Genomic DNA, 24632 nt, shown 5'->3' on the forward strand with positions numbered 1-24632 from the left:
AAGATGTCGTCGTGCGCGTCACCGCGGCACCCGGCTCCAGGCCTTTCGCCGCGCGCCTTCGCGCCGGCCGACTGCTTCGTTCGACCTCCTTCTCTGAGTCGGGGCCTCCGGGGACGCACATTGCTTAGCGTCGCCAGCATTGGCAGCATCGACACAAGGACGTGCAATGACGGCCATCCCCAAATGGCAGCCGCGAGAATGAGCCGGACAAGCAGGGAAGTCGCGTCGCCGACCTCGCTCAGAGGTGCTTGTAAAAGAAGGTCGTGCCGCAAAACGCGCCGTCGGGCATCAGCGCGTACTTCGGCACCACACCCACCCGCTGCCAGCCGGCCCGCTGATACAGGCGCTCCGCGTCGCCGCCGGTCACGGTGTCCAGCACCAGCACCGACTTGCCCTCCTCGCGCGCCGCATCATCGAGCGCTGCCATGAGCCGCTCGGCAATGCCCCGGCGGCGTGCCCTGCGGTGCACCAGCATCTTCGCGACGTCGGCGCGGTGCGGCTGGTTGTCCGGCAGCGACGTGATCATCTGCACGGTACCGACGATCTGGCCTTCACCGTCCTCGGCGACAAGGAGCACCCGTTCGCCCCGTGCCACGCCCTCGGCCACACCACGCCAGAAGCTCAGCGCCTTCTCGCGCGGCAGCGGCAGCATGAAGCTCACCGAGGCTCCCCCCTCCACGCAGTCGATCAGCAGGTCCGCCAGCGCCTCGACACAGGCAGCGGCTTCGTTGGGGCCGACTCTTCGCATCCTTACATCCTCCACGAGCATCAGTTCCTCCGGCTGTTGACAAACAAAGGCAGGGTCGCCAGCGCCACGAGGTAGCGCGCCGGCGAACGGGTGGGGTTGCGGTAGACGATGGGACGGTCCAGTCGCATCGTGAGGCAGTCGCCGGTTTCCAGTCGCCAATGCGTGTCGCCGACCGTCATCTCCATCACACCTTCAATCATCCAGACCTGCTGGTGGATCTCGACCTCGCGCGCCGCGCTGTCGAGGGCGACCCGCTTCCCGGCGGGGAAGATCACATCGACCAGCTGGATGGGCGAGCGCGCGGCCGGCGACAGGTTGCGCCGGATATAGCCGGAGGCAGGGTCGGTCCACACCGGCTGCTCCGCGGCGCGCGCCATCGGCGACGGCTCGGCAGCCGGAGCCCCGCTGTCCTCGAACAGGGAGGCCACCGTGACCCCCAGGCCGGCGGCCAGCTTGTCGAGCACCACGGCCGTGGGGCTGCTCTGGGCCCGCTCGATGAGCGAGATGTTGGACCGGCTCACGCCGCTGCGTTCGGCCAGCGCGTCGAGCGAGAAACCCTGTGCGTCGCGGAGTTCGCGCACACGGCGGGCGATGCGGGTGTTGATGTCCATGCATCCACTTTACTGGAATTTCTTGTCCAGCGGAATGGCATCGCCTTGCTTCGAGGACGGACGCGCTCGTCGGAACAGTCGCCGACGAAACCGCCCCTCAGCCCCCTTCCTGGGCGTTCAGTCGGGCGGCGCCGATGCGCGGCGCGTCGAAGCAGCCCAGGCCTTCCAGCGTCGCCTCCACCGCGACGTCGAGCGGCGTGTGCGGCTCGTGGCCCAGGGTCGCGAGCAAGCGATCGTTGCTCATGCGGACCGACCGGCGCCAGAGGTAGCGCATTTCGAGCAGTTCACGCAGCGTCGCGACGAAGGGCGAGGCCAGCATCACCAGCCACCACGGGAAGGCGCGTGTCTTCGGCGGCTTGCCGCCGCGCCGGGCGACGGCGCGGCGAATGGCCTCGGCCATCTCGGTCCCGTCCTTGTCCCAGTGGCCTGCCATGTGGAAGCAGGCAAACGGCTCCAGCGCCTGCTGGCGCCCAAGCAGGGCCACCATGGTGCGCGCGACGTCGGGCAGGTAGGACCACTGATGGCCCACCCGGGGCTCGCCGGGAAGATGGATCGTGGTGACCGGGCGGCCCGGCTTCACCAGCCCTTGTGAAAACCAGCTGTTGCCCGGCTTCGGCCCGAAGAAGTCGCCGGCCCGGACGATGAGGACACGCGCGCCACGTTCCGACGCTACCCGCAGCCGCGCCTCGAGCTCGGCGCGGATGACACCCTTGCGCGTCGGCGGACGCTGCGGCGCATCCTCACTCAGCACCGGAAAGGCATCCGGCCCATAGTTGTAGACCGTGCCGGGCAGCACGAGGGTGGCGCGCTCCTCGATGGCGGCAGCGATGCTGTTGTCGAGCATGGGCAGGACCAGTTCCGCCCAGCGGCGGTAGCCCGGCGGGTTGACCGCGTGCACGATCACCGAGCAGCCGCGTGCGGCCCCGGCCACGTCTTCCCGGCTCATCGCATCGCCGCGCAGCCAGGTGATGCCGTCCTGCACCTCGACGGCGTGGGCGGCACCTCGCTTGAGCGCGCGCACCGCGTAGCCGGCGTCGCGCAGTTGCCGGGCCACTTCTCCACCAATACCCCCGGTCGCGCCGAGCACCAGGGCCACAAGGCTGACGGACATGTCGATCTCCAGATCGAGTTGCGATGAAGAAATTCTGGGTGGCGGCGGGCTGCAATGGAATTACCGAACATGCTCCCGCTGCCATACACTTTTGCATGAGCAAAGAGATCAGCTGGGAGCTCTATCGCTCCTTCCTCGCGGTGCTGCACGAGGGCTCCCTGTCCGGCGCAGCGCGCTCCATCGGGGTGGCCCAGCCGACCGTCGGGCGCCACGTGTCCGCACTGGAAAAGTCGCTGGGACTCACGCTCTTCACGCGCTCGCAGATCGGCTTCACGCCCACCGAAGCGGCGCTGGCCTTGCGCGCCCATGCCGAAGCCATGCACAGCACGGCAGCCGCCCTCAAGCGGGCCGCGGACAGCCAGGGCGACGGGGTGAAAGGCACGGTGCGGATCTCTGCCAGCGAGGTGATGGGGATCGAGGTGCTGCCGCCCATCGTCGCGCGGCTGCACCAACAACACCCGGAGCTCAGGATCGAGCTCGTGGTGACGAACCGCGTGCAGGACCTGCTCCGGCGCGAGGCCGACATCGCCGTGCGCATGACAGCACCGAAGCAGGACCTGCTCATCGCCCGCCGTGTCGGCGCGGTCGAGCTGGGCCTTCATGCCCATCGGGACTATCTGGACCGCCGCGGCACGCCGAAAAGCCCCACCGAGCTGGCCCGGCATTCACTCATCGGTTTCGACCAGGAGACGCCCTTCCTGCGCTCGGCCGGCAAGGCTTTTCCGATGTGGCGCCGGGAGGCGTTTGCACTGAGGGCGGACAGCGACGCGGCCCAGCTGGCCCTGCTGCGCGCGGGAGCCGGCATCGGGGTGTGCCAGGTGAAGCTGGCGAAACGTGACCCGGCCCTGGTCCGCGTGCTGCCCAAACAGGTGGCGCTCAAGCTGGACACCTGGATCACGATGCACCAGGACCTGCGCAGCAGTCCGCGTTGCCGGGTGAGCTTCGATGCGCTGGTGGAGGGCTTGCAGTGAGGGTCGCGCTGGAGCGATGGCGTCATAGCGCACCAGAAAGTCGGTCTCCTGACGCAACTCGACTTCGAGGGCCTGCTCCGGCATCTGGTACCCGAACTCGACGCACTTGGTCGCATCCCAGTGAATGCACTTAGCGCGAGCGCCTGCCTCAGGTATTCATAGCCCAGCGCTGCCATGTTTTTCTTCCCGCCTCGAAGTTTTTCTGAACTCTAGTCAAAAAACTAAATTTTTTCTTTCCGGCGCTCCTCACATCGTCGGCCAGGAGCCTGCTCCCCGCCGGGCGACGTTGCATCCGTCCGACTCGGGCGGTGAACCGTTGTCGAGGCGAGCGCAAAACACCGCACTTCACATAGAATGCGAATAGTTCGCATTTGCAACATAAGGCAAGGCAAGCCGGCACCTGCCTGCCACCCCTTTCCCGATCTTCCCCGGAGATGATGATGAGAGCTTTGACGCCGGTGGCCCTGGCCGCCGCCCTGCTGTGCGTTGCCCTGGCCGCCAAAGGGCAGACCAGCACCCCTGCCGCCGAGACCCCCGTCACGGCCCTGCCCAGCGTGACCGTCCGGGCCAGCGCCGACGCGTCGGCCGAGGGGCTGTCCCCGGCCTATCCGGGCGGCCAGGTCGCGCGCGGCGGTCGTGCCGGCATCCTCGGCAGCCGCGACCAGATGGACACGCCCTTCAGCATCGTCAGCTACACCAACGAGCTGATCCAGGACCGCCACGCCAAGAGCGTCGGCGACGTGCTGCAGAACGACCCGACGGTGCGCACGGCGCGCGGTTTCGGCAACTTCCAGGAGTCCTACTTCATCCGCGGCTTCCTCCTCGGCTCGGACGATGTCGCCTTCAACGGCTTGTACAGCCTGCTGCCGCGGCAGTACATCGCGACCGAGCTGTTCGAGCGCGTGGAAGTGCTGCGCGGCGCGTCGACCTTTCTGAACGGGGCGAACCCGAACGACGGCGGCATCGGCGGCGCGATCAACCTCGTGCCGAAGCGCGCCCCCAACGAACCGCTCACGCGCGCCACCGTGACAGCCGGCAGCGGGTCGCAGGTCAACGTCAGCACCGACATCGCCCGCCGTTTCGGCCCAGACCAGAGCACCGGCGTGCGCTTCAACGCCGCGCTGCGCGACGGCGGCAGCGCCGTCGAGGACGAGAAGGCCAAGCTGGCGCTGCTGGCGCTCGGGCTGGACTGGCGCAGCAGCGACGTCCGGCTGTCGGCCGACCTCGGCTGGCAGGACAACAAGCTGAAGCGCACCCGGCCGAACGTGACGCTGACCAACGCCGTCACCGAGGTGCCGGACGCGCCGGACGGCTCGTCCAACTTCGCGCAGCCGTGGTCGTATTCGAACGAACGCGACCTGTTCGGCACGCTGCGCGGCGAGGTCGACCTCAGCTCGAGCGTGACCGCCTGGGGCGCCTATGGCCTGCGCCGCAGCGACGAGGCGAACTCGCTGGCCAACCTTGACGTCAGCGACGGCCGCACCGGCGCGGCCACCACCTACCGCTTTGACAACACGCGCGAGGACAAGGTGGACACCGGAGAAATCGGCGTGCGCGGCAAGCTGCGCACCGGGCCGGTGGGGCACGAGTGGGTGGTGTCGGCGTCGTACTTCGAGGGAGAACAGAAAAACGCGTTTGTGTGGGGCGGCGGCAACATCCTGGCGACCAACCTGTACACGCCCAGGGCATGGGCAAGGCCGGACTTCACTGCAGGGACTGTCACCGGCAACGACCTGCACGCTCCCGCCCTCACCCTGCGCACGCGTTTGACGAGCGTCGCGGTCGGCGACACGCTGGCCTTCGCCGATGACCGCGTGCTGCTGACGCTGGGACTACGCCACCAGAAGCTGGACATCACCAACTACGCCTACGACACCGGCGCCGAGAGCGACCGCTATCGGAAGAGCCGCACCAGCCCGATGGCCGGCCTCGTCTACAAGGCCAGCAAGCAGTTGTCGTTTTATGGAAACTACATCGAAGGGCTGACGCAGGGCGATACCGAACCCAACAATGACGACGACCCCACTGACCAGCCGAAGGTGCTGTCGCCCTATGTATCGAAGCAGAAGGAGCTGGGGCTCAAGTACGACAGCGGCCGTCTCGGCGGCGGGCTGGCGCTGTTCTCCACCAGCAAGCCGCGCTCGCTGACCAACGCCGACGGCGTCTTCACCGCCGAAGGCGAGGACCGCCACCGAGGCGTCGAAGTCACCGTGTACGGCAAGGCAAGCAGCCGCCTGCGCCTGCTGGGTGGCATGACGTGGCTGGATGCCAAACAAAGGACCACCGGTGTGGCCGACACGGAAGGCAAGCGCGTGATCGGCGTGCCGAAGTTCCAGGCCAACCTCGGCGCCGAGTGGGACGTGGCGGGCATCACCGGCCTGGCCGTCGACGGCCGCGTGGTGCACACCGGCGCCAGCTACGCCAAGTCCGACAACACCTTGCGGGTGCCGGGCTGGACGCGGCTGGACGTCGGGGCGCGCTACATGACGGACGTGCAAGGCAAGCTTGTCACGCTGCGCGCGCGCATCGACAACCTGACGGACCGCTCGTACTGGGCGTCGGTCGGCGGCTATCCCGAGGCCGGCTACCTGGTGGTCGGAGCGCCGCGCACCTTCTCCCTGAGCGCGAGCGTCGACTTCTGACCGGCAGGCGGCTGGGCGGCATGCCGGCACTGGCCGGGGTGCCGCCCGACACCGCCTGTGGCGCGCATGAAACGCTCGCCAGAAGAAACTTGATCTTCCCCGCTTGACGCTGGAGTGAAGAGTCTTTACAGTTCGCTCATTCGCTGCAGAAGACGTTGCAGTGTCTGTTTCAACCCAACATCCATTCAAGAGTTCATCGTGAAAACCCAAGGCCCTATCGCCAAGCGCTCGCTGCCCCTGCTGGGCCAGTGTGCGTTCGTGCGGCTCGCCTTGGGGCATGAGTCTCAGGCCGTCGTCGCGATGAACTACCGGCATTCCATCGAAAGCCTGCGACCGTTCGTGTCGCTCGGTCAGGAGGATTGGATGCATCCGGGCGAGGGGGGCGTTTTTTAGACGCGCCCCCTCCCACTCGATCACAGGTCGAGGCCCGGATTCCGCAAAGGATCCGGGCCTTTTTGTTTTGGTTGCCGCCGGCCCCCGGGCCGGCCACCGACCGGCAGGCAACCGGTCACCACGTGCCCCAGCGGGGCACGCCGAAACGCTCGGTGTCTCGGAACGCTCTTTAACAGCTTGCCGCGAGATCGTCTGCACGCAAAACTGGGTGCATGGCGGGCTCGCATTCAAGCGGATATAGCTCAGCTGGCAGAGCGCGACCACGCCATGGTCGAGGCCCCCGGTTCAACTCCGGGTATCCGCTTTAGACATCTCATTGCGGGTGTGCTTTGGCACAAGGGCCAAGCATGTGCTCCATCAGCGTTGGAGCGGCCGGGATGTGCGCTGCGGGGACGCCCGCATCGTGCAGCGAGAGCGCTGAGCGGAATACCGCGCTCGCGTTAGAGCACAACCGCAATGAGAGAGCAGGACGTTCGAGCTCCATCACGCCTCGTTAACTCAGTGGCCAGAGTGCCGGCCTGTCTAGCCGGAAGCCGCGGGTTCAACTCCCGCACGAGGCGCCAGTTCATTGCCACGGTACCCGCGAGGACCATTTTTAACAACCGCTCGGTGTGGCGCAGCAGGTAGCGCACGTGCTTTGGGAGCATGGGGTCGTCCGTTCGAGTCGGACCACCGAGACCAGTCGTTTCGGGACGCAGCACGCGTCCCGAACATCACAAGGTGCGCTGAGGTGTGGCCGTAGCTCAACGGCAGAGCCGCGGGTTGTGGTCCCGCTGACGTCGGTTCGACTCCGACCGGTCACCCCTGAGCGCATCGATTCAACCGGACACCCCCTCGTGGCGGAAATGGCAGACGCAGCGGTCTTAGAAACCGTCGCCGCAAGGCATGCCCGTTCAACCCGGGCCGAGGGGACCATCTTCAATCCAGGCGATCTCCCGGAGAGCTGCCCGAGCGGCAAGGGGTTGGCTTGCTAAGCCAAAGCCGGTGTGAAAGCGCCGCACAGGTTCGAATCCTGTGCTCTCCGCCAAGCTCAACTTTGTCTCGTTCGTCCAGGGAACCGCTGATCAACGAGCACCGTGAGGTGAACTGCGTCGGAGCTTCAGCCGTGTCGCGGCATCGGGCACTTGATGCTAGGATTGCCCGAGCTGGATGAACACGGCTTTGTCCGGCGTCTAAGTCAATTGCTCAACGATCCTTTCGTGATAAAGTTGGGACTATAAAAATAAAAGTTTCGGAGGTGGAGGGGTGTCAGACTATTTCTTGACCGGGGCAACGGGCTCATTGGGGCTTTCGTTCGTCCGAATCTTGCTGGAATCGTCGCCAGAGGCTCGGGTTTATTGCTTGGTGCGAAACCCTGAGCGATCTCCTCTTGCGAGCGAGGCGCTAGGTCGGCTTTTCCCTGATGAGCGCGCGCGTCTGGACGCTCAGAGCCGCATTCAACTCGTCAAGGGAGACGTCACAGAGCCAGGGCTGGGTATTGAGCAGCCCGTCTGGGATCACCTTGTTGGGCGCATTGGCCGAGTGGTCCATATGGCGGCTAGCGTTGATTTCCTCTCATCCTTGGATGAGGCGCGCGCCCTCAACGTTACTGGTACTCGGAATGTCATCGACTTCGCGCGCGCCTGCCTGAAGCGTGACGCACCAGATTTCCGTGTCTGCCACGTATCTACAGCCTATGTCTGTGGCAAGGGACGCGGGCTGCTCAGAGAAGATGCTCTGGATCCCAACGCTGAGTTTTGGAACCACTATGAGCGCACCAAGGCAGAGTCCGAGAAGTTGCTTCGGGACTCGGTCTCAGAGCTGCCAATCACTATCGTCCGACCGAGTCAAATAATAGGTGATGCTCAAAGCGGCGAGGTCCACAAGTACTTCGGCTTCTACGAGTTCGTCGGCCTGGCCGTGCGCGGCCGCTCCAATGTGCTGGTCGCCGACCGCGAGGCCCGGCCGGACATGATCCCGGTGGACTATGTCGCGCGGGGCATGCTGCACCTGATGCAGCGGCCCGATGCCGTCGGCCGCACCTACCACCTTGCCGCGGGCCTGCAGGCCAGCCTGCCGGTGGCCTCCGTCGTTGACCTGGTGCTGGAGCTGATGAGCGACATGCCCGAGCTGAAGGCGCGCGTGGGTTTGCCGCGCGTGTTGCGGGCCGACGAGCTCGATGCGCAGCTCAGCCCCGCGGAACGCAAGGCCTTCGAGTTCAGCCCGCAGAAGCTGCTGCTGCGCAGCTACGCGCCCTACCTGGACTACGAGCGCGACTTCGACGTCGCCGCCACGCAATCCCTGCTCGCCGCCGCCGGCGTCGCGCTGCCGGACATGGCCGAGACCATCCGCCGGACCACCCGCTACGCCCTGGCGCAGCGGCACCGCCAGGCGCTGCCGGCAGGCTGAGCCTCAGCCCGGCCGACCGCCGACTTCACTCCTGACGCCTCGCATCCGGGCCAGCCTGAGGTGGTGCATCGCCCCTGCCCCTTCCGTTACCGTCCACCGACACACAGAGGAACCCCCATGAACACCGCACTCGAGACCAAGCTGACCGCCATCCTGCGCCACATCCTGCTGATCGAAGACGACGTGGCCCTGGCCGCGGACGCCGAGCTGGTCCAGCAGATCGGCCTGGACTCCATCGAGGCCTTCGACGCCGTGGCCACGATGCACGAGATCATCGGCCAGCCTATCCCCAGCGACTTCAACCCCAAGGTCAGCAACTCCATCCGCCGCCTGGCCCAGTACATCGAGCAGCAGTTCGGCGACGTGGGCGTGCAGCGCATCCTGGAGGTGGACGTCAGCACCATCGCCCAGGCCGCCGCGGACGACGCGCTGTGAGCAACCCGGCCAGCCCCTGCGCGGCGCTGGACCTGCCGCTGGAGGACTGCCTGCCGCACCGGGGCGCCGCCCTGTTCGTGCAGCAGGCGGCCGTGGAGGGTGCCAGCATCCGCGGCGAGGCCTGCTGGTCCGCCGAGCACCCGGTGCTGCAGGGGCACTTCCCCGGCCAGGCCATCGTGCCGGGCGTCTTCCTCATCGAGGCGGCGGCGCAGCTGGGCGGCGTCTGGATCGCGCGCACCCATGCGGGCCAGCAGGGCCTGGGCGTGCTGGCCTCGGTCCGCAAGGCGCTGGTGCACCGGCTGGTGATGCCGCAGGAGCGCGTGCGCTACGAGCTGCAGGTCACGGCCGCGGGCGATCGCTTCTTCTCGGTGCGGGGGCATGCCTTTGGCGCGGCCACCACGCCGGAGGGCGGCGACGCAGGGGACGGCAAGGTCCTCACCATCGACCTGCTGATCGCGGTCCGCACCGGGCCGGGCTGAGCCGCGCCCGGGTGCCCGGCGGACAGGCCCGTCGGCTTTATCAGGACAAACTGGGAGTAGGCATATGAGTCACAAGCGCCGCGTCGTCGTGACGGGCATGGGTGTGGTCTCGCCCTTCGGCGAAGGGGTGGACACTTTCTGGGACGGCTTGCTGGCGGCGCAGAGCCGCATCCAGCCCGTCGAGCGGCTCAGCCATGGCGGCTACCGCAGCGTGCTGGGCGCGGAGGTCCCGCCCGCGCTGGCGGAGTCCCTGTGCAAGTCCGAGGGCGACCGGGCCACGGCCTTCGTGATGCGGGCCGCCGAGGAGGCCCTGCGCATGGCGGGCTTCGGTCCCCGCTTCGCCAGCCGCGACCGCGTGGCCTGCGTGCTGGGCTCGCTGTGCGCCGGCATCGAGAACCTCATCGACGTGGCCACGAGCTACCACCGCCAAGAGGACTGGCCGGCCGACCGCGCCACCGACGTGTCCCTGGTCAACCACCAGCTGCTGCGCCTCAGCGAGAAGTACAACCTCACGGGGCCGACCAGCATGGTCTCGACCGCCTGTGCCTCGACCACCGATGCCATTGGCTATGCAGCCGACCTGATCCGCCAGGGCGAGTGCGACATCGCGCTGGCCGGCGGCGGCGACACCCTGACGGAGCTGATCCACGCGGGCTTCAATGCCCTGTTCTCCATCACCCAGAACCGGCCGCGCCCATTCGATGCCTCGCGGGATGGCTTCGCCATCGGCGAGGGCGGCGGCATGCTGGTGCTGGAAAGCCTGCAGTCCGCCCTGGCACGCGGCGCACGGCCGCTGGTGGAGCTGCGAGGCTACGGCCTCAGCAACACCGCCTACCACCTGACGGCCACCTCGGACGACGGCCGCGGCGAAGCCCTGGCCATCAGCCGCGCGCTGGCAGACGCGCAGCTGGACGCCGGGCTGGTCGACTACATCAACACCCATGGCACGGCCACGCGCCACAACGACCAGTCCGAGATGCAGGCCATCACGCATGCCTTCGGCGCGCATGCCTCGCGCATCCTGGCCAACAGCATCAAGCCGCTGATCGGGCACTGCATGGGAGCGGCCGGGATCATGGAGGCCATCTGCACCGTGCTGACCCTGCAGAAGCAGATCGTCACGCCGACCGCCTTCACGCAGGGCAACGAGGAGGCCCTGGGCTTCGACCTGGTCTGGGGCCAGCCCCGGCCAGCGACGCTGGCGCACGGCATCTCCCAATCCTTCGGCTTCGGGGGCGCCTGCTCCTGCGTGGTGATGAGCCGTTGGGACGCCTCGCAGCAGGCAGCAAGCGCAGGAGGACATTGAGATGGAACGCGTGGTGATCACCGGGCTCGGCGTCGTCGGCCCTCATGGGGTCGGCCTGGCCCCCCTGCTCGATGCCGAGCGGGTGCAGGGCACCAGCTTCAGCGCCTGGCCGGCCAATGTGGCCCGGCCGCATGACGAGGCCCTCGTGGCCCAGGTGTCGGACCTGCAGGCGCGGCGCTACTTCACCGAGCGCCAGATGCGCCTGGCGGACCGCGCCATGCTGCTGGCCTCCTCGGCCGCCGGCCTGGCCATCGAGGACGCCGGCCTGCACGGGCAGGAGGCCCTGCTGCGCGAGGCCTGCACCTTCCTGGGCACGGCGCGCGCCGAGCTGCCCTCCTGCTACCAGTTCCTGCGCCCGCAGCTCAACGAGCCGCGCGAGCAGCTCAACGCGGCCGACTTCCCCAGGATCGCGCGCAACATCGCCTGCGGCCAGGTGGCCATCCGCTTCGGCCTGCAGGGTCCCAGCACGGTGCTGGCCTCCGGGCCGCTGTCCTCGCTGGAGGCGGCCACCCGGGCCGCGCGCTACATCCGCACCGGCCGTGCCACGCATGCCCTGGTGGGCGGCTTCGAGGCCCTGTCACGCTTCGCGCTGTACCACTTCAGCCAGCACCAGCGCGCCCACCTGCAGGCGCGGCATCCCGCCTTCTTCGGCACGGACCCGGGCCTGCTGGTGCCCTCCGAGGGTGCCTGCATGCTGATGCTGGAGTCGCTCAGCTCGGCGCGGGCCCGTGGCGCGCGCATCCATGCCGAGATCGAGGGCTGGTGCGCCGGCCGGGTCGGTGATGACGAGAACGCGGCCGAGGTCCTGGCCGAGCGCTGGCAGGCCCTGTCGGCCGGGCAGGAGCCGCGGGTGCTCGCGCTGTCCTCCGGCGGCGCGACCCGCGCGCATGAGCGGGCCGAGAGCGCAGCGCTGCCGGCCTGGTGCCAGCGCCATCCGCAGGCCGCCGTGATGGCGCCGCGGGCGCTGGTGGGCGAGGGCGATGCCTGGGCCTCGGCCCTGCAGCTGGCCCTGGCCGCGAACCTGCTGGGCCAGCGCGAGTCGCTGCCCCTGCATTCGCTGGCCCCCTCGGCCGACGCCTCGGTGCAGCGTGCCGCGAGCGCCCGGCCCCTGCACGGCGACCTGGCTGTGGTCAGCGCGATGAACGAAACCCTGCACTACAGCATGCTGTCCCTGCGGCGCCCCCCCTCGGAGGCCTGAAGCCATGACGAATTCAGCATCCACTCCCGCCGCCCCGGCGGAGCGCGCGGTCCTGGTGACCGGCGGCAGCCGCGGCATCGGCCGGGCGGCCTGCGTGGCGCTCGCCGACCTGGGGCAGGTCATCTACGTCAACTATGCGCGCGACCGTGCCGCGGCCGACGCCACCTGCGCGCTGGTGGAGCAGGCGGGCGGACGCGCCCGTCCGCTGCAGGGCGCGGTCGAGGACCCGGCCGCCGTGCAGGCCATGTTCGAGCAGATCCGTGCCGACGGCCACTGGGTCCACACTCTGGTGAACAACGCCGGCATCGTGGCGGACAACATGGCCGCAATGATGACCCTGGAGCAGTGGCGCTCGGTGCTGTCCACCAACCTGGACGGCGCCTTCCACTGCACGCGGGCAGCGCTGTCGACCATGTCGGTGCGCAAAGCCGGCAGCATCGTCAATGTGGCGTCGGTCAGCGGCCTGCGCGCCCAGCCAGGGCAGATCAACTACGCGGCCTCCAAGGCCGGCCTGATGGCCATGACCCGCGGCCTGGCCCGCGAGATGGGCCGCTACGGCGTGCGCGTCAACGCGGTGGCGCCGGGCTTCATCGAGACCGACATGCTGGAGAGCGTCAAGAGCAGCGAGCGCGGCCAGGCCATGCTCGACGAGGCCCTGAAACAGCAGGCCGCCCTGCGCCGCGCCGGCAAGCCCAAGGAGGTGGCCTCGGTCATCCGCTTCCTGTGCTCCCCCGCATCCAGCTACGTCACCGGCCAGACGATCGTGGTCGATGGAGGTCTCAGTGTCTGATCTGCGCGATTTGCCCCTCGATATGCGGCCCCTGCTGCACCGGCTCTTCCAGCCCATCCGCATCAACCGCCTGGAGCTGCGCAACCGCAGCATGATGAGCTCCATCCACCTCAACCTGGAGGAGTTTCCGGACCAGTTCGAGCGCATGGCGCATTTCTACCGGCTGCGCGCCCGCCATGGCGCCGGCCTGATCGTGACCTCGGGTTGCGCGCCCGACGTGGCCGGCGCCTTCGCCAAGGACGGCTTCTCGCTGAAGTCCGATGCCGAGCTGCCGGCGCACCGCCTGCTGACCGAGGCCGTGCATGCCGAGGGCGGCCACATCGCGCTGCAGATCATGCACTTCGGCCGCGAGGCCGTGCACGGGCACCTGGTCTCGGCCTCGCCGCTGAAGCTGGCCTCCAGCATCTTCTCGCCGCGCCAGATGGAGGAGGAGGAAATCCTGACCCTGATCGGCGCCTATGCCGACTGCGCACAGCGCGCCATCGAGGCGGGCTACGACGCCATCGAGCTGATCTACTCGCAGGGCTTCCTGATCCACCAGTTCCTGGCGCGCGGCACCAACCAGCGCGAGGACCGCTGGGGCGGCTCTCTGGAGAACCGCATGCGCCTGGCGATCGAGGTGGCCAAGGCCGTGCGGGAGCGGGTGGGGCCGGACTATCCGGTGATCTTCCGCATCCCCTGCATGGACCTGTTCGAGGGCGGCCTGGACACCGAGGAGGCCTTGGCCCTGATCGAGGCCCTGCTGCCCTACGGCATCGACCTGCTCAGCGTCAGCATCGGCTGGCACGACTCCTACGTGCCCACGATCGCGATGACCGCGCCGCGGGCCGCCTTCGCCACCGCCACGCGTCTGGTGCGCCAGCGCTTCCCGGCGCTGAAGCTGTGCGCCAGCAACCGCATCAACGACCCGCGCGTGGCCGAGTCCCTGCTGCTGGACGGCAGCGCCGACATGGTGGCCATGGCACGCCCCTTCCTGGCGGATGCGGCCTTCATGGACAAGGCCCTGCGCAACGACTTCGACGGCATCAACCCCTGCATCGCCTGCAACCAGAACTGCCTGGACTACGTCTTCGCGGGCCAGCCGGTGGGCTGCAGCACCAATCCGCAGTCGGTGCGTCCGGAGGAGGGCCACTACGCCCCCCTGGCGCAGGCGGTGGACGTGGCCGTGGTGGGCGGCGGCATCGGGGGCATGGCGGCCGCGCTGTTCCTGCGCCGCCGCGGGGCGCGCGTGACCCTGTTCGAGTCCTCGCAGGCCCTGGGCGGCCAGCTGCTGATGGCGGGCGAGATCCCGGACAAGCGCGAGTTCGCCGGCACCGTGCGCTACTACGGCCAGGCACTGCGGCGCGAGGGCGTGGAGGTGCTGCTGGGACGCGCCTTCCAGCCCGCCGACGCCCAGCGCTTCGGCCACGTGGTGGTGGCCACCGGCTGCGCGCCGCGCCTGCCCCAGGACCTGCCGGGCACCGACCTGCCTCATGTGCGCCAGTACAGCGATGTGCTGGCCCAGCAGCTGCCGGTGCTGCCGCCGGTGGTCATCATCGGCGGCGGCGGCGTGGCCTGCGACATGGCCAAGTACGTCAAGAAGCGCCACGACGAGCGCGAGCACGAGGCCTGGCAGTACCTGAGCAGCCGGGCCGAGCCCGGGAGCCTGCAGGCCTTCGCCGCCCCCGAGGCGTCCAGTGCCGCGCCGGTGACCCTGGTGCAGCGCAGCAGCCGCAAGTTCGCCATGCGCCTGGGCCGCACCACGCGCTGGATCCAGATCAAGGACCTGCAGCGTCTGGGCGTCGTGATGCGCAACCGGCTGGAGATCCAGGAGATCACCGCCGAGGGCGTGCGCATCCTGGACAAGAAGACCCAAGCCGTCGAGCTGCTGCCGGCCCGCACCGTGATCCTGGCCGCCGGCCACCAGCCGCGCAGCGAGCTGGTGCAGGCCCTGGTCGAGCGCGAGGTGCCGCACAGCGTGATCGGCTCGACGGCGCTGGAGGCCGACGAGCGGGCAGTGACCAACATCAGCTCGGTCATCGCCTCCGCCTACGAGTTCGCGATGGCCTTCGGGAACGCCGCGCATGGATGAGACCCTGCCGCAGGGCCTGTGGCGCCTGCCATGGCCCCGCCTGCGCCGCGCGCTGACCGTGGCCGCCCTGCACCTGCACCAGTTCCTGTGGCTGGGGGTCTTCCTCGTCCCCTTCCAGCTGGGGCTGCTGCTGGCAGCCCTGGTGCTGGGCATGGTGCTGGTGATCGGCGTGGAGATGGGCCACCACCGCTACTTCTCGCACCGCAGCTTCCGCGTCGGGCGCGGCTTCCAGTGCGTGATCGCGCTGTGGGCCTCGGCCTCCTTCGAGCGCGGCATCCTGTGGTGGGCCAGCATGCACCGCCTGCACCACCGCCATTCGGACACGCCCCTGGACCCGCACACGCCCCTGCGCCGCGCGGGCGGCGGCTTCCTGCATGCCTACCTGCGCTGGGCTGTGCACCCGCGCAATGCCGAGCCGGACTACCGCCTCGTCAAGGACCTGCTGGCCTATCCCGAGCTGCGCTTCATCGGCCAGTTCCCCTATCTGGTCAGCGCCGCCTATGCGGGTCTGGCCTGGGGCCTGGGCGCCGCGGGCTGGGTGGGCAGCTCGGGCCTGCAGACCTGGGTTTGGCTCTATGCCATGCCGGTCACGCTGTGCCAGCAGATCATCTCCGCCCAGGCCACGCTGGCCCACGGCGTGCCGCGGCTGCCGGGGTCCTACCAGCCCCTGCCCTGCAAGGACGCCTCGCTCAACCACCGCTGGCTGGGCCTGATCTCCACCGGCGGCGGCTTCCATAACAACCACCACCACTTTCCCAGCTCGGCACGGCTGGGTCTGCGGCCCGGCGAGTGGGACATCAGCTACGGCGCCATCCTGCTGTTCAAGCGCCTGGGCCTGGTGCACTCGATCAACGTGCCACAACGGGCGCTCGACTACGGCCGCACCGGCCGCATCGGCACCGACCGATCTTGAGGAGCAGACAGATGTACGAAGAAGGCCGCGCCTACCCGGTTCGCAAGCTGTCCCTGGATCTGCATGCGCCCGCCCGGCGCCTGTGGTTCGGCGGCGATGCGTTCCGGACCCACTGGTTCAACTCCCTCTCCCAGGGCCTGCCGCTGGCGGAACGTTATGCCTCGGACTGTGTCAAGGCAGCCATGGCCCATGTCGACGATCCCGAGCTGCTGGAGCGCAGCCGCGACTTCGTCGGCCAGGAGGCCACGCACAGCTTCCTGCACCGCCAGTGCAACGAGCAGCTGGAGGCCATGGGCCTGCACTACTGGCTCGACGGCTACACGGCCTGGCGCATGAGCAAGGCCCACTGGCTCAGCTGGCGCAGCGGCCTGGCCCTGACGGTGGCCTGGGAGCACTTCACCACCATCCTGTGCGAGCACACCCTGGCGCATTCCGGCATCGAGTCCGAGGCCGACGAGCCCTACCGGTCCCTGTGGATGTGGCACTGCGCCGAAGAACTGGAGCATTCGGCCCTCTCGCACGACCTCTACCTCGCCTGCCGAGGGTCCTATCTGCGCATGCTGCTGATCTACCTGTATGGATCCATGCTCTTCGTGACGGACTTCCTCACCCAGGCCTTCTTCAACATCTACCAGGACGGGCAGCTGTTCAAGCTGGCGACCTGGCGTGACGTCGCGCGCTACTTCCTGGGCCGCAAGGGCCTGTTCTGGTATGCGCTGCCGCGCTGGCTGGGATTCCTGCGCCCGGGCTTCCGGACGCCGCGCGGCCAGCATGCCGCCCTGATCGATGCGGCGCTGGGCGCGCTCAAGGAGCGCCTGCGCATCATCCCCAAGGCCCATGCACAGCGCAGCGCCGCTTGAGCCGGGCTGCCTGGCCGTGCATGTGCTGCCGCGCGGGGCCGAGCCCCGGCGCCGGCCAGCCGGCAGCGGGCGCGCCGACCCGCGGGTGAGGGCGCTGCTCGCGGCCTATGGCGGCCCGCACCACAACCTCTCGCACAGCGGCGGCTGGCTCTACCTGGCGGTCTCCGGCAGTCCGGTGGGCGTGGACCTGGAAGGCTTTGCCCGCCGTCGGCATGGCGAGGCCTTCCGCCGCTTCCTGCTGGAGCGGGAGGACCCGCGGGCGGAGCGCGCGCCGGTCGCGCCGGGCTCCCTGGACGAGCAGGCGCTGGCGGTGCGAGTGTGGTCCCGGCTGGAGGCCCTGACCAAGTGCGAGGGCCAGGGCCTCGACGGCGCGCTGGACCACCTGCGCGTGCCCGCCGGGCCGCTGCCAGAGCCCTGGTGCGTCGACACCGCACAGGGCCCGCGCTGGCTGCTGGACCTGCCCAGCCCTGCGGGCATGGTGGCCAGCCTGGCCAGCCCGGTCCGCCCCCGGCATGTCCGCCTGCATGGCCCCGACGACGCGGCGGGCGACACGCCGGGACTGGCCCCCTTTCCTGCCAATGGCATTGATGACTTTCAACAGTGAAAACGATGCAAGCTGAGCGTGATTCCGCAGCCGGCCACTGGCCGCCTCCCGCCCTGCTATGGATGAGCGGGCTGACTGTACCCATGACCGTGGTGGCGTCCTTCCTCTGGGCGGCCCATGCGCGCCAGCCCGGCTGGGTCTGGCTGGTGCCGGCGCTGATCTACATCGTCATCCCGCTGGGCGACTGGCTGGTGGGCGTGAACCGGCGCAATCCGACGGCGGCGCAGAAGCAGTCGCGGAGCGCCGAGCGCTGGAGCCGCTGGGCGGTCGAGCTCTTCGTGCCCCTGCAGCTGGCCAGCGTGCTGGCCGGGGCCTGGCTGGTCTCCGTGCTGGAGCTGCCGCTCTGGGCGCTGCTGGGCGCCGGCCTGGCCGTGGGCAGCGTCAATGGCGTGGGCTTCATCGCCTCGCACGAGCTGCTGCATCGCCGCTCGCGCTGGGCGCAGTGGGGCGCGCGCTGGGCGCTGGCACCCACCTTGTACGGCCACTTCATGGCCGAGCATGTGCGCGGCCACCACAAGGCCGTGTGCACCCCGCCCGATCCCACCAGCTCGCGCATGGGCGAGAACTATTGGCGTTATCTCGTGCGCGCCCTGGTCACGGGCTTCCAGTCGGCCTGGCACATCGAGGCGCAGCGCCTGGGCAAGAAGGGCAAGCCGGTGTGGTCGCTGGAGAACGAGAACTTCCTGGCCTGGTCCGCCTCGCTGCTGCTGTTCGGAGGCCTGCTCCTGGCCTTCGGCTGGAGCATCCTGCCCTTCCTGCTGCTGCAGGCCGCCTATGGCGTCGTGCTGCTGGAGGTCACCAACTACATCGAGCACTACGGCATGCTGCGCAAGAAGCTGCCCAACGGCGAGTACGAGCGCTTCACCCACGCCCATGCCTGGGACAGCAACCACCTGGTCTGCTCGCTCTTCATCTACCAGCTGCAGCGCCATGCGGACCACCATGTGAATCCCAACCGGCCCTACCACCTGCTGCAGTCCGAGGCCCAGACCCCGCAGCTGCCGGCCAGCTACGTCACCCTGATGCTGGTGGCCTATGTGCCGCCGCTGTGGTTCCGCCTGATGAACCCCATGGTCATCCGTCACCATGGCGGCGACCTCAGCCTCGCCAATGTGGACCCGCGCAAGCGCGAGCAGATGATGGCCCTGGCGGCCCGCTGGGAGCAGGCATGAGACCCGCCAGGCCGCCCCGAAGGCGCTCGCACCGCAGTGCGCAGCACGGAGGTTACCCAATGAGCCCCGCCCGGCCGCCCCGAAGGGGCTCGCACCGCAGTGCGCAGCACGGAGGTTACCCAATGAGCCCCGCCCGGCCGCCCCGAAGGGGCTCGCACCGCAGTGCGCAGCACGGAGGTTACCCAATGAGCCCCGCCCGGCCGCCCGAAGGGGCTCGCATCGCAGTGCGAAGCACGGAGGTTACCCAATGAGCCGCGCCACCCTCAGCCAGCAGTGCCGCGATGCCGGCGACGCCTACTTTATGGCCATGGAGGCCCTGGGGCATGACGTGGGCATCGAGCTGCGCTGCACCCTGCGCCAGCCCGTGGATCTGGACCTGGCGCTGGCGGCCTTCGAGGCGCTGCTGCGCCGCTATCCGGCGCTGCGCGTGCGGCGCCAGCCCGACGCGCACGGCGAGGGCTGGTCCTGGCAGGCCCTGGACGAGGCCGGCGCGCTGGCGCTGTGGGAGCGCCAGGCCCGTGCCCTGCGCGATGGCCAGGCCGGTCCGGCCCTGGGCGAGGGCCTACCCTTGCTGCTGGTGGACCTGCAGGAGCGCACCCTGGTGTTCCGGTCCGACCACACCTTTGCCAATGGCCGCGCGGCCTTTGCCTGGATCGCCCGCTTCCTCGAACTGCTGCATGGCGAGCAGCCGGCAGCCCTGGCCGGCGCGCCGGCGGCCCGCGGGCCCGTGGCCTCGCTGCCGCGGGCGCTGGCGCAGTTCATGCGCCAGTCCTGGGCCCGGCGCAGCCTGGGGGCCCATCGGCGCGACCCCGGTGCGCGGCTGCGTCCGGCCGGGCCGCAGGAGGCCGGCTGGGTGAGCCGCGAATGGACCGTGCCCCTGGCCTCGCTGGAGGCCCTGCTGCAGGGTCATGGCCTGGGCAAGGGCGCGGGCTGGACGCAGGCGCTCAGCGAGGCGCTGTCCCAGCACCTGCTGGCCAGCCTGCCCGAGCTGCCGGGGCTGCCGCTGCAATGGGCCATCGATCTGCACGAGGCCTGCGGAGAACCCGTGACAGCCCAGGGCAACTACACGGCCCTGGTCAGCGCCTATGTGGGACGCGAGCACAGCCAGGCACAGCTGGAGCGCCTGATGCAGGACGTGCGCCAGGGCCTGGGGCCCGCGCAGGCGCGGCTGATCCAGTTGCAGGCCGCCCGGCGGCCGGCCATGATCCGCTGGTTCTGCCAGAACCTGTGGCCGCGGCCGGACGGCGCGCCCCGGGCCGCGGCCATGGATCCCGTGCTGACCCTGTCCAATGTGGGCCAGCTGCAGGAGCCGGCCTTCGAGCAGTGGGTGGACAAGGCCTCGTTGTGGACCCGCACGCCCTCCGTCTACCTCTCCTGCACGACGGTGGGCGCCCAGGCGACGCTGGCCCTGAGCTTCCCGCGCCAGCTCTTTGACGAGGCCCGCCTCTGTGCCAGCCTGGAGGCCTGGGTGGCCCTTGTGCAGCAGCGCAGGGGAGCTGACGAGCATCCGGCCACGGCCCTTGCCGAGGAGCATCCGCTGATGCCCCGCCACTTCCAGCTGGACCTGCAGCGCGGCCTGCCGCTGCACTGGAACGGCAGCCCCTTCCGCAGCCAGTTCTTCAATTCCGTGTCCCTGCTGCTGCCGGCCGGGGAGCGCTGGATCATCGACACGGTACGGCGCACCATCGAGACCCTGCCCGAGCCCCTGCGCAGCGAATGGAGCAGCTACGGGCGCGACTTTATCGCCCAGGAGTCCATCCACCGGGCCCTGCACCGCAAGTACAACGAGCAGACCACGGCCCAGGGGCTGCAGGACTGGATAGGCGGCAAGGTGGAGGAGCGCATCACCTGGGGCGAGAAGGGCACGCCCATCAACCAGCTGGCCTCCTCGGTGACCTTCGAGTACATCACGACGCTGTTCTGCACCCGCGTGATCCGCGACCCGTCCTGGCTGGACGGGGCCGACCCGCAGATGGCCCGCCTGTGGCTGTGGCATGTCTGCGAGGAGCTGGAGCACAAGCATTTCGTGCTGGACCTGTTCCGGGCCGCGGGCGGCGGCGAGTTGCGCCGTATCGCCTGGTTCATCTGGTTCTCCAGCTCCTTCATGAAGGACCTGCACTACCAGCTCTACCTGTCCCTGCGCGGCAGCGGCCTGCTGTGGCGCTGGCGCACCTGGCGCGATGCCGCGGTCTTCTACTTCGGCCGGCGCGGCATGACCTGGCTCTTCATAGGCGGCAGCCTGCGATTCCTCAGTCCCTGGTTCCGCCATCCCGAGGGTCCCGAGGACAGGCTGGCGCGGCAGTGGTTCCAGAGCAATCCGACGGCCTTCGTGGAAGGGCGCGCGGTCCCCTCGGCCGCAGGCAGCCGGGCATGAGCGAGGCCGCGCACTGGCAGGCGCCGCCGCACGCCCCGCAGGCCATGGGCTGGCGGGACGTGACCTGGCTGCGCATGGACGCGCCCTGCAACCGCATGGTCATCCACTGGGTGGCCTTCCTGGAGCAGTCCCCCAGCCTGGCCCAGTTGCACGAGCTGGTGGGCCGGCGCCTGCTGGCCTATCCCCGCTTCGCGCAGCGGGTCCGGCGCGGCCTGCTGGGCTACCGCTGGGAGCCCGTGGCGAGCCTGGATCCCGCCTACCACCTGCAGGAGCGCGTGCTGCCGCAGGCCGTGGATGCCGCGGCGGTGGAGGCCAGCCTCGCCGACTGGGTGCCGGAGGCGTTGGACCCGCAGCGGCCACTGTGGCAGTGGCGGCTGCTCCGATCCAGTACGGACGGGACGGCGGCACTGATCGTCCGACACCACCACTGCATGACGGACGGCGACGGCCTGGTGCATATGCTGCGCCACCTCAGTGACGGCGCCCGGCAGGCCGTGGGCCACCCGCGCCTGGAGGACCCCGTCCGCGGTCGCTGCCGCCATGTACCGCCGCCATCGGCCCTGGGTTCGGCCCTGTCGCGCTGGCTGGGCACGGCCTGGCAGGTGCTGCGCCTGAGTCTGCTGCGACGGGACTCCAGGATGCACTACAGAGGTCGACCCGGGCGACAGAAGTGCCTGATGAGCAGCCCTTCGTTGCCTTTGGACCAGTTCAGGCAGGTGGCCCGTCGTCACGGCGTTACCATCAACGACGTTTGGCTGGGCGTGGTGGCCGGCGCGCTGCGTCGGCACGCGCAAACGCTTGGCTGGAGTGTCGACGACACGCAGCTGCGCGCTGCCGTCACCTACAACCTGAGGCAGCGCGAAGATGCCGCCATGATGGGCAACCACTTCACGCTGACGGCCCTCGCCCTGCCGACACACTTGGCAGAGGCCGGGCAGCGGCTGAGAGCGGTGAGTCAGGGCATGCAGGCAATCAAGACGTCCTGTCACCCCTATGCCACTCTGGCGCTCATGACGTGCATGGGCTGTTTGCCGCGCTTTCTGCAGAGCCTGGCAATGGGACTCTTCACGAGCAAGGGCTCCCTGGTGTCGACGAACTTGCAGGGGCCAGCCGAGCACCGCTACCTAGCGGGCGCTCGGATCCGCGAGTTTCACTGTTGGGTTCCTCAGACTGGGCACACGGCGCTGGGTCTGATGCTGAGCACCTATGCCGGTCAGGCAGTGATGAGCGTGTCCTGCGACGCGAAGCTGGTGCCTCAGCCAGGACTGCTGCTGTCGGCGCTCCAGGAAGAGCTACGGTTGCTGCTGGTCGCGGCGACATAAGTTGCGCAGCCTGGTATACGTCCTTGCGGAAAGCGTCCAAGCGGCCCACGTTGCCCGGCATCGCGTCGTCGTTGAAGCAGCCCTGGACCACGGGCCGCAGCCAGCGGCCAACCAAAGGGATCGGCCCGTGCATGCGAGACAGCAGCGCCTGTCGAATCGCCTCGAGGCTGGCGCGCCGTTGCGAGTCTGTCCTCAGCGCACGCGCTGCCGGCGGCGGGCCGCGAGGCCGACGCCCGCCAGGCCGGCCAGCATCAGCGCATAGGTCTCGGGCTCCGGCACGGCAGCCGTGACCTTGATCGACGAATAGTCGCCCAGTTCTGTCACACCCTGCAGGTGCAGCATCATGGTGCCGTCGAAGGACGCGGCGGTCACGCCCGAGCCGGTGATGGTCCACACCGCCTGGTCTGTCGACAGGAAGCGGTCGGAACCCGGCTTGTTGCTGGTCGGAAAGGCGATTTCCCAGTCGAAGTCATAGGACGCGTTGACATGCGCGCCATAGACCGGGGCTTTCTTCACCGCGTTGCCGCTGACGGCGCCGACGCTACCTTGCGGACCGTTGAATTCGATCCGGCTCAGAAAACTGGCGTTGCCCAGGCTGGCGAAGTCGCCCTGCAAGGTGAACCGAGCGCCGCCGGCGACGTCTTCAACCGTCAGGGTCGCGAGCGGCTGGACCTGCTCGCCGCCCACCAGTTGGGTAAAGCTATAGGTGTAGCTGGCGGCCTGGGAAGTACCGGCCGCGGTGAGGGCCAAAGCCGAAACCGCAGCGTAAAGCATTGCCTTCATCGGGGATCCTTCCTGAGGAAACATGGGAAATGGTCCCGACAATTATCGGGGCGAGCAACACGCCCTCATCGTAAGAATCCGTGGCGAACCGCAACTGTTGGCAGGAGCCGACAGCGTGGGGCAGGCCCGTACTCCCTCGATCTGCACTCCTAGGGATGGCTTCGCCTCAAGGCCCTCCGGCATGCTGCGGCCTTGCACGTGCAGCTTCGATGTTTCCCGAGCGCCGGCTTCGGCGCCGGCGTGGCTCCTTCATTTCGACACTTTCCTTTTCAAGAAGTCATGATGAGAAATCATTACCAGGGAAAAACGATTCTGATCACCGGCGCGACCGGCTTTATCGGTTCGGTGCTGCTGCAGACCCTGCTGACGAAGCTGCCGGGGCTCAGGAAGGTGTACTGCCTCTACCGAAACGCTCCGAGTCTTCAGGACCCGCGCGTCACCTGGATCCGGGGCAACACCTCGGAGCCTGCGTGGGGCCTCGGCGAAGACACGCTGAACCGCCTTCGTGAAGAGGTGCACTTCATCTTTCATCTTGCGGCCCACACGCGCTGGGACCTCGGGCTGCGCGACCAGGTGCTTGCGAACACCCTCCCCAGCCTGTACGCGGCCGAGCTTGCCGCCAGCTGCAAGCAGCTGGAAAGCTGCGTGATCACGTCGAGCTATTGGGCCGCCTGCCACATCAAGGGCAGCTCGCAGATCGCCGAGACGGTGTTCCAGGACTATCGCGGCGAAGCGGAACTGGCCGAGATCCTGTCCAGCCCGTCCAAGGCCCGCCTCGCGGAATGGCCCAATGCCTACTCCTATGCGAAGAACCTCGCGGAGCGGCTGGTCCATCAGCGCTATCCGCAGCTGCCGGTCGTCATGGCGCGCGTCACGTCGGCCTGCGGAGCGTGGCAGTTCCCGTTCCGTGGCGCGTGCCGCTACGACAATGCCTTGCCGGCCTTCTTGCGGTCGATCGCGCTGGGCGGGGTGCGCGCCTTCCCCGAAAGCATGCGCTTGGCGATCAATGACGCCATTCCGGTCGACCTGTGCGTCAATCTTCTACTGGCGAACGCCATCGAGCATGCCGGCGGCAGTTTCACGGTCATCCACTGCTCGTCCGCCAAGCAGAACCTGCCGCGCCTGGGTGCCATCGCGGAGATGGCCGGGCCGATCGACTATCACCCGACTTATGACGACCTCTATGCCGCCTTGTCGGAACTGGACAACCCGCGGGTGGCCAAGCTCAACCGGCTGATCGTGGACACCTACCGGTTGGCGCTGGAGGAAAAGTACGTCTTTCTCGACAGCCATGCCAGGCGCCCCTTGCGCTGGATGAGCGCCGAGGACCAGGCGCTCTTCCCGATCGACGTGAACGGCGTGGACTGGTCCGAGCTGATCGTCAGCATGATCGATCGCATGAAAGCCGCGACCCGGGAGGTCCCGACCGGCCCGCGGCAAGGTATCGCCGCCTGAAGCGGG

General features: G+C 68.7%; 21 protein-coding genes and 6 tRNA genes. 23 read left to right on the top strand and 4 right to left on the bottom strand.

Translation table 11 applies throughout. The features are described from left to right. Positions 1-238 precede the first annotated feature (238 nt). From OOT46_RS21480 to OOT46_RS21490, 3 genes are all read right to left on the bottom strand, one after another. Complete coding sequence (locus tag OOT46_RS21480; RefSeq protein WP_416136238.1) at positions 239-769, bottom strand: GNAT family N-acetyltransferase; 531 nt, start codon at positions 767-769, stop codon at positions 239-241. Beyond that, positions 769-1359: a helix-turn-helix domain-containing protein gene (locus OOT46_RS21485; protein WP_265405680.1), complete on the bottom strand. Its 591-nt coding sequence runs from the start codon at positions 1357-1359 to the stop codon at positions 769-771. The genes OOT46_RS21480 and OOT46_RS21485 overlap by 1 nt, the downstream gene beginning before the upstream one ends. A gap of 97 nt (positions 1360-1456) precedes the next feature. After that, entirely contained in the window at positions 1457-2470 is a 1014-nt protein-coding gene (locus OOT46_RS21490; RefSeq protein WP_265405681.1) for an NAD(P)H-binding protein, read from the bottom strand. A 95-nt stretch (positions 2471-2565) separates the two neighbouring features. Here OOT46_RS21490 and OOT46_RS21495 point away from each other — a divergent pair, with 95 nt between their 5' ends. The 22 genes from OOT46_RS21495 (at position 2566) to OOT46_RS21600 (ending at position 22388) form a co-directional block, all read left to right on the top strand. Further along, on the top strand, positions 2566-3441 hold the full coding sequence (locus tag OOT46_RS21495) for a LysR family transcriptional regulator (RefSeq protein ID WP_265405682.1): 876 nt from the start codon (positions 2566-2568) through the stop codon (positions 3439-3441). A gap of 440 nt (positions 3442-3881) precedes the next feature. Next, on the top strand, positions 3882-6083 hold the full coding sequence (locus OOT46_RS21500) for a TonB-dependent receptor (RefSeq protein ID WP_265405683.1): 2202 nt from the start codon (positions 3882-3884) through the stop codon (positions 6081-6083). Between the two features lie 198 nt (positions 6084-6281). Then, positions 6282-6476, top strand: a complete 195-nt coding sequence (locus tag OOT46_RS21505; RefSeq protein ID WP_265405684.1) for a hypothetical protein — start codon at positions 6282-6284, stop codon at positions 6474-6476. 231 nt (positions 6477-6707) lie between these two features. After that, positions 6708-6780: transfer RNA gene (locus OOT46_RS21510), tRNA-Gly, on the top strand. Between the two features lie 183 nt (positions 6781-6963). Continuing rightward, positions 6964-7039: transfer RNA gene (locus tag OOT46_RS21515), tRNA-Asp, on the top strand. Between the two features lie 42 nt (positions 7040-7081). Continuing rightward, positions 7082-7157: transfer RNA gene (locus OOT46_RS21520), tRNA-Pro, on the top strand. A gap of 51 nt (positions 7158-7208) precedes the next feature. Further along, a tRNA-His gene (locus OOT46_RS21525) sits at positions 7209-7279 on the top strand. Positions 7280-7306: 27 nt separating this feature from the next. Next, a tRNA-Leu gene (locus OOT46_RS21530) sits at positions 7307-7391 on the top strand. A 22-nt stretch (positions 7392-7413) separates the two neighbouring features. After that, a tRNA-Ser gene (locus OOT46_RS21535) sits at positions 7414-7503 on the top strand. 218 nt (positions 7504-7721) lie between these two features. Further along, positions 7722-8864, top strand: coding sequence for an SDR family oxidoreductase (locus OOT46_RS21540; RefSeq protein WP_265405685.1), 1143 nt, complete (start codon positions 7722-7724; stop codon positions 8862-8864). A 117-nt stretch (positions 8865-8981) separates the two neighbouring features. Beyond that, entirely contained in the window at positions 8982-9299 is a 318-nt protein-coding gene (locus tag OOT46_RS21545; protein WP_265405686.1) for a phosphopantetheine-binding protein, read from the top strand. Beyond that, positions 9296-9778 (top strand): 3-hydroxyacyl-ACP dehydratase FabZ family protein, encoded by a 483-nt coding sequence (locus OOT46_RS21550; protein WP_265405687.1) that lies wholly within the window; start codon positions 9296-9298, stop codon positions 9776-9778. The genes OOT46_RS21545 and OOT46_RS21550 overlap by 4 nt, the downstream gene beginning before the upstream one ends. A gap of 64 nt (positions 9779-9842) precedes the next feature. Beyond that, entirely contained in the window at positions 9843-11084 is a 1242-nt protein-coding gene (locus OOT46_RS21555; protein WP_265405688.1) for a beta-ketoacyl-[acyl-carrier-protein] synthase family protein, read from the top strand. A 1-nt stretch (position 11085) separates the two neighbouring features. Then, positions 11086-12282: a beta-ketoacyl synthase N-terminal-like domain-containing protein gene (locus OOT46_RS21560; RefSeq protein ID WP_265405689.1), complete on the top strand. Its 1197-nt coding sequence runs from the start codon at positions 11086-11088 to the stop codon at positions 12280-12282. 4 nt (positions 12283-12286) lie between these two features. Further along, positions 12287-13072 (top strand): 3-oxoacyl-ACP reductase FabG, encoded by a 786-nt coding sequence (gene fabG / locus OOT46_RS21565; protein WP_265405690.1) that lies wholly within the window; start codon positions 12287-12289, stop codon positions 13070-13072. After that, positions 13065-15143 carry an FAD-dependent oxidoreductase gene (locus OOT46_RS21570; protein ID WP_265405691.1) on the top strand — a complete coding sequence of 693 codons (2079 nt, stop codon included), beginning with the start codon at positions 13065-13067 and terminating at the stop codon, positions 15141-15143. The genes fabG and OOT46_RS21570 overlap by 8 nt, the downstream gene beginning before the upstream one ends. Beyond that, positions 15136-16056: an acyl-CoA desaturase gene (locus tag OOT46_RS21575; RefSeq protein WP_265405692.1), complete on the top strand. Its 921-nt coding sequence runs from the start codon at positions 15136-15138 to the stop codon at positions 16054-16056. The genes OOT46_RS21570 and OOT46_RS21575 overlap by 8 nt, the downstream gene beginning before the upstream one ends. 11 nt (positions 16057-16067) lie before the next feature. Then, positions 16068-16916: a metal-dependent hydrolase gene (locus OOT46_RS21580; protein ID WP_265405693.1), complete on the top strand. Its 849-nt coding sequence runs from the start codon at positions 16068-16070 to the stop codon at positions 16914-16916. Then, positions 16894-17520, top strand: coding sequence for a 4'-phosphopantetheinyl transferase family protein (locus OOT46_RS21585; RefSeq protein ID WP_265405694.1), 627 nt, complete (start codon positions 16894-16896; stop codon positions 17518-17520). The genes OOT46_RS21580 and OOT46_RS21585 overlap by 23 nt, the downstream gene beginning before the upstream one ends. Before the next feature lie 83 nt (positions 17521-17603). Then, complete coding sequence (locus OOT46_RS21590; RefSeq protein ID WP_265405695.1) at positions 17604-18692, top strand: alkane 1-monooxygenase; 1089 nt, start codon at positions 17604-17606, stop codon at positions 18690-18692. 247 nt (positions 18693-18939) lie between these two features. Further along, positions 18940-21066, top strand: coding sequence for a metal-dependent hydrolase (locus OOT46_RS21595; RefSeq protein WP_265405696.1), 2127 nt, complete (start codon positions 18940-18942; stop codon positions 21064-21066). Next, positions 21063-22388 carry a WS/DGAT domain-containing protein gene (locus OOT46_RS21600; RefSeq protein WP_265405697.1) on the top strand — a complete coding sequence of 442 codons (1326 nt, stop codon included), beginning with the start codon at positions 21063-21065 and terminating at the stop codon, positions 22386-22388. The genes OOT46_RS21595 and OOT46_RS21600 overlap by 4 nt, the downstream gene beginning before the upstream one ends. A gap of 192 nt (positions 22389-22580) precedes the next feature. Here OOT46_RS21600 and OOT46_RS21605 read toward each other — a convergent pair whose 3' ends face one another. Further along, positions 22581-23171: an FxDxF family PEP-CTERM protein gene (locus tag OOT46_RS21605; RefSeq protein WP_265405698.1), complete on the bottom strand. Its 591-nt coding sequence runs from the start codon at positions 23169-23171 to the stop codon at positions 22581-22583. Between the two features lie 282 nt (positions 23172-23453). On the opposite strand from OOT46_RS21605, the gene OOT46_RS21610 reads away from it, so the two are divergent. Then, a complete protein-coding gene (locus OOT46_RS21610; protein ID WP_265405699.1) occupies positions 23454-24626 on the top strand; it encodes an SDR family oxidoreductase in 1173 nt (390 codons plus the stop codon). The last annotated feature ends 6 nt before the right edge of the window (positions 24627-24632 follow it).

Source organism: Aquabacterium sp. A7-Y (assembly GCF_026153205.1).
GTDB lineage: Bacteria > Pseudomonadota > Gammaproteobacteria > Burkholderiales > Burkholderiaceae_C > Caldimonas.

Excerpts from the sequence above, each read along its gene's own strand:
- OOT46_RS21480 (WP_416136238.1), bottom strand. The coding sequence starts at position 769 with ATGCTCGTGGAGGATGTAAGGATGCGAAGAGTCGGCCCCAACGAAGCC.
- OOT46_RS21485 (WP_265405680.1), bottom strand. The coding sequence starts at position 1,359 with ATGGACATCAACACCCGCATCGCCCGCCGTGTGCGCGAACTCCGCGAC.
- OOT46_RS21490 (WP_265405681.1), bottom strand. The coding sequence starts at position 2,470 with ATGTCCGTCAGCCTTGTGGCCCTGGTGCTCGGCGCGACCGGGGGTATT.
- OOT46_RS21495 (WP_265405682.1), top strand. The coding sequence starts at position 2,566 with ATGAGCAAAGAGATCAGCTGGGAGCTCTATCGCTCCTTCCTCGCGGTG.
- OOT46_RS21500 (WP_265405683.1), top strand. The coding sequence starts at position 3,882 with ATGAGAGCTTTGACGCCGGTGGCCCTGGCCGCCGCCCTGCTGTGCGTT.
- OOT46_RS21545 (WP_265405686.1), top strand. The coding sequence starts at position 8,982 with ATGAACACCGCACTCGAGACCAAGCTGACCGCCATCCTGCGCCACATC.
- OOT46_RS21555 (WP_265405688.1), top strand. The coding sequence starts at position 9,843 with ATGAGTCACAAGCGCCGCGTCGTCGTGACGGGCATGGGTGTGGTCTCG.
- OOT46_RS21560 (WP_265405689.1), top strand. The coding sequence starts at position 11,086 with ATGGAACGCGTGGTGATCACCGGGCTCGGCGTCGTCGGCCCTCATGGG.
- fabG (WP_265405690.1), top strand. The coding sequence starts at position 12,287 with ATGACGAATTCAGCATCCACTCCCGCCGCCCCGGCGGAGCGCGCGGTC.
- OOT46_RS21575 (WP_265405692.1), top strand. The coding sequence starts at position 15,136 with ATGGATGAGACCCTGCCGCAGGGCCTGTGGCGCCTGCCATGGCCCCGC.
- OOT46_RS21580 (WP_265405693.1), top strand. The coding sequence starts at position 16,068 with ATGTACGAAGAAGGCCGCGCCTACCCGGTTCGCAAGCTGTCCCTGGAT.
- OOT46_RS21585 (WP_265405694.1), top strand. The coding sequence starts at position 16,894 with ATGCACAGCGCAGCGCCGCTTGAGCCGGGCTGCCTGGCCGTGCATGTG.
- OOT46_RS21590 (WP_265405695.1), top strand. The coding sequence starts at position 17,604 with ATGACCGTGGTGGCGTCCTTCCTCTGGGCGGCCCATGCGCGCCAGCCC.
- OOT46_RS21595 (WP_265405696.1), top strand. The coding sequence starts at position 18,940 with ATGAGCCGCGCCACCCTCAGCCAGCAGTGCCGCGATGCCGGCGACGCC.
- OOT46_RS21600 (WP_265405697.1), top strand. The coding sequence starts at position 21,063 with ATGAGCGAGGCCGCGCACTGGCAGGCGCCGCCGCACGCCCCGCAGGCC.
- OOT46_RS21605 (WP_265405698.1), bottom strand. The coding sequence starts at position 23,171 with ATGAAGGCAATGCTTTACGCTGCGGTTTCGGCTTTGGCCCTCACCGCG.
- OOT46_RS21610 (WP_265405699.1), top strand. The coding sequence starts at position 23,454 with ATGAGAAATCATTACCAGGGAAAAACGATTCTGATCACCGGCGCGACC.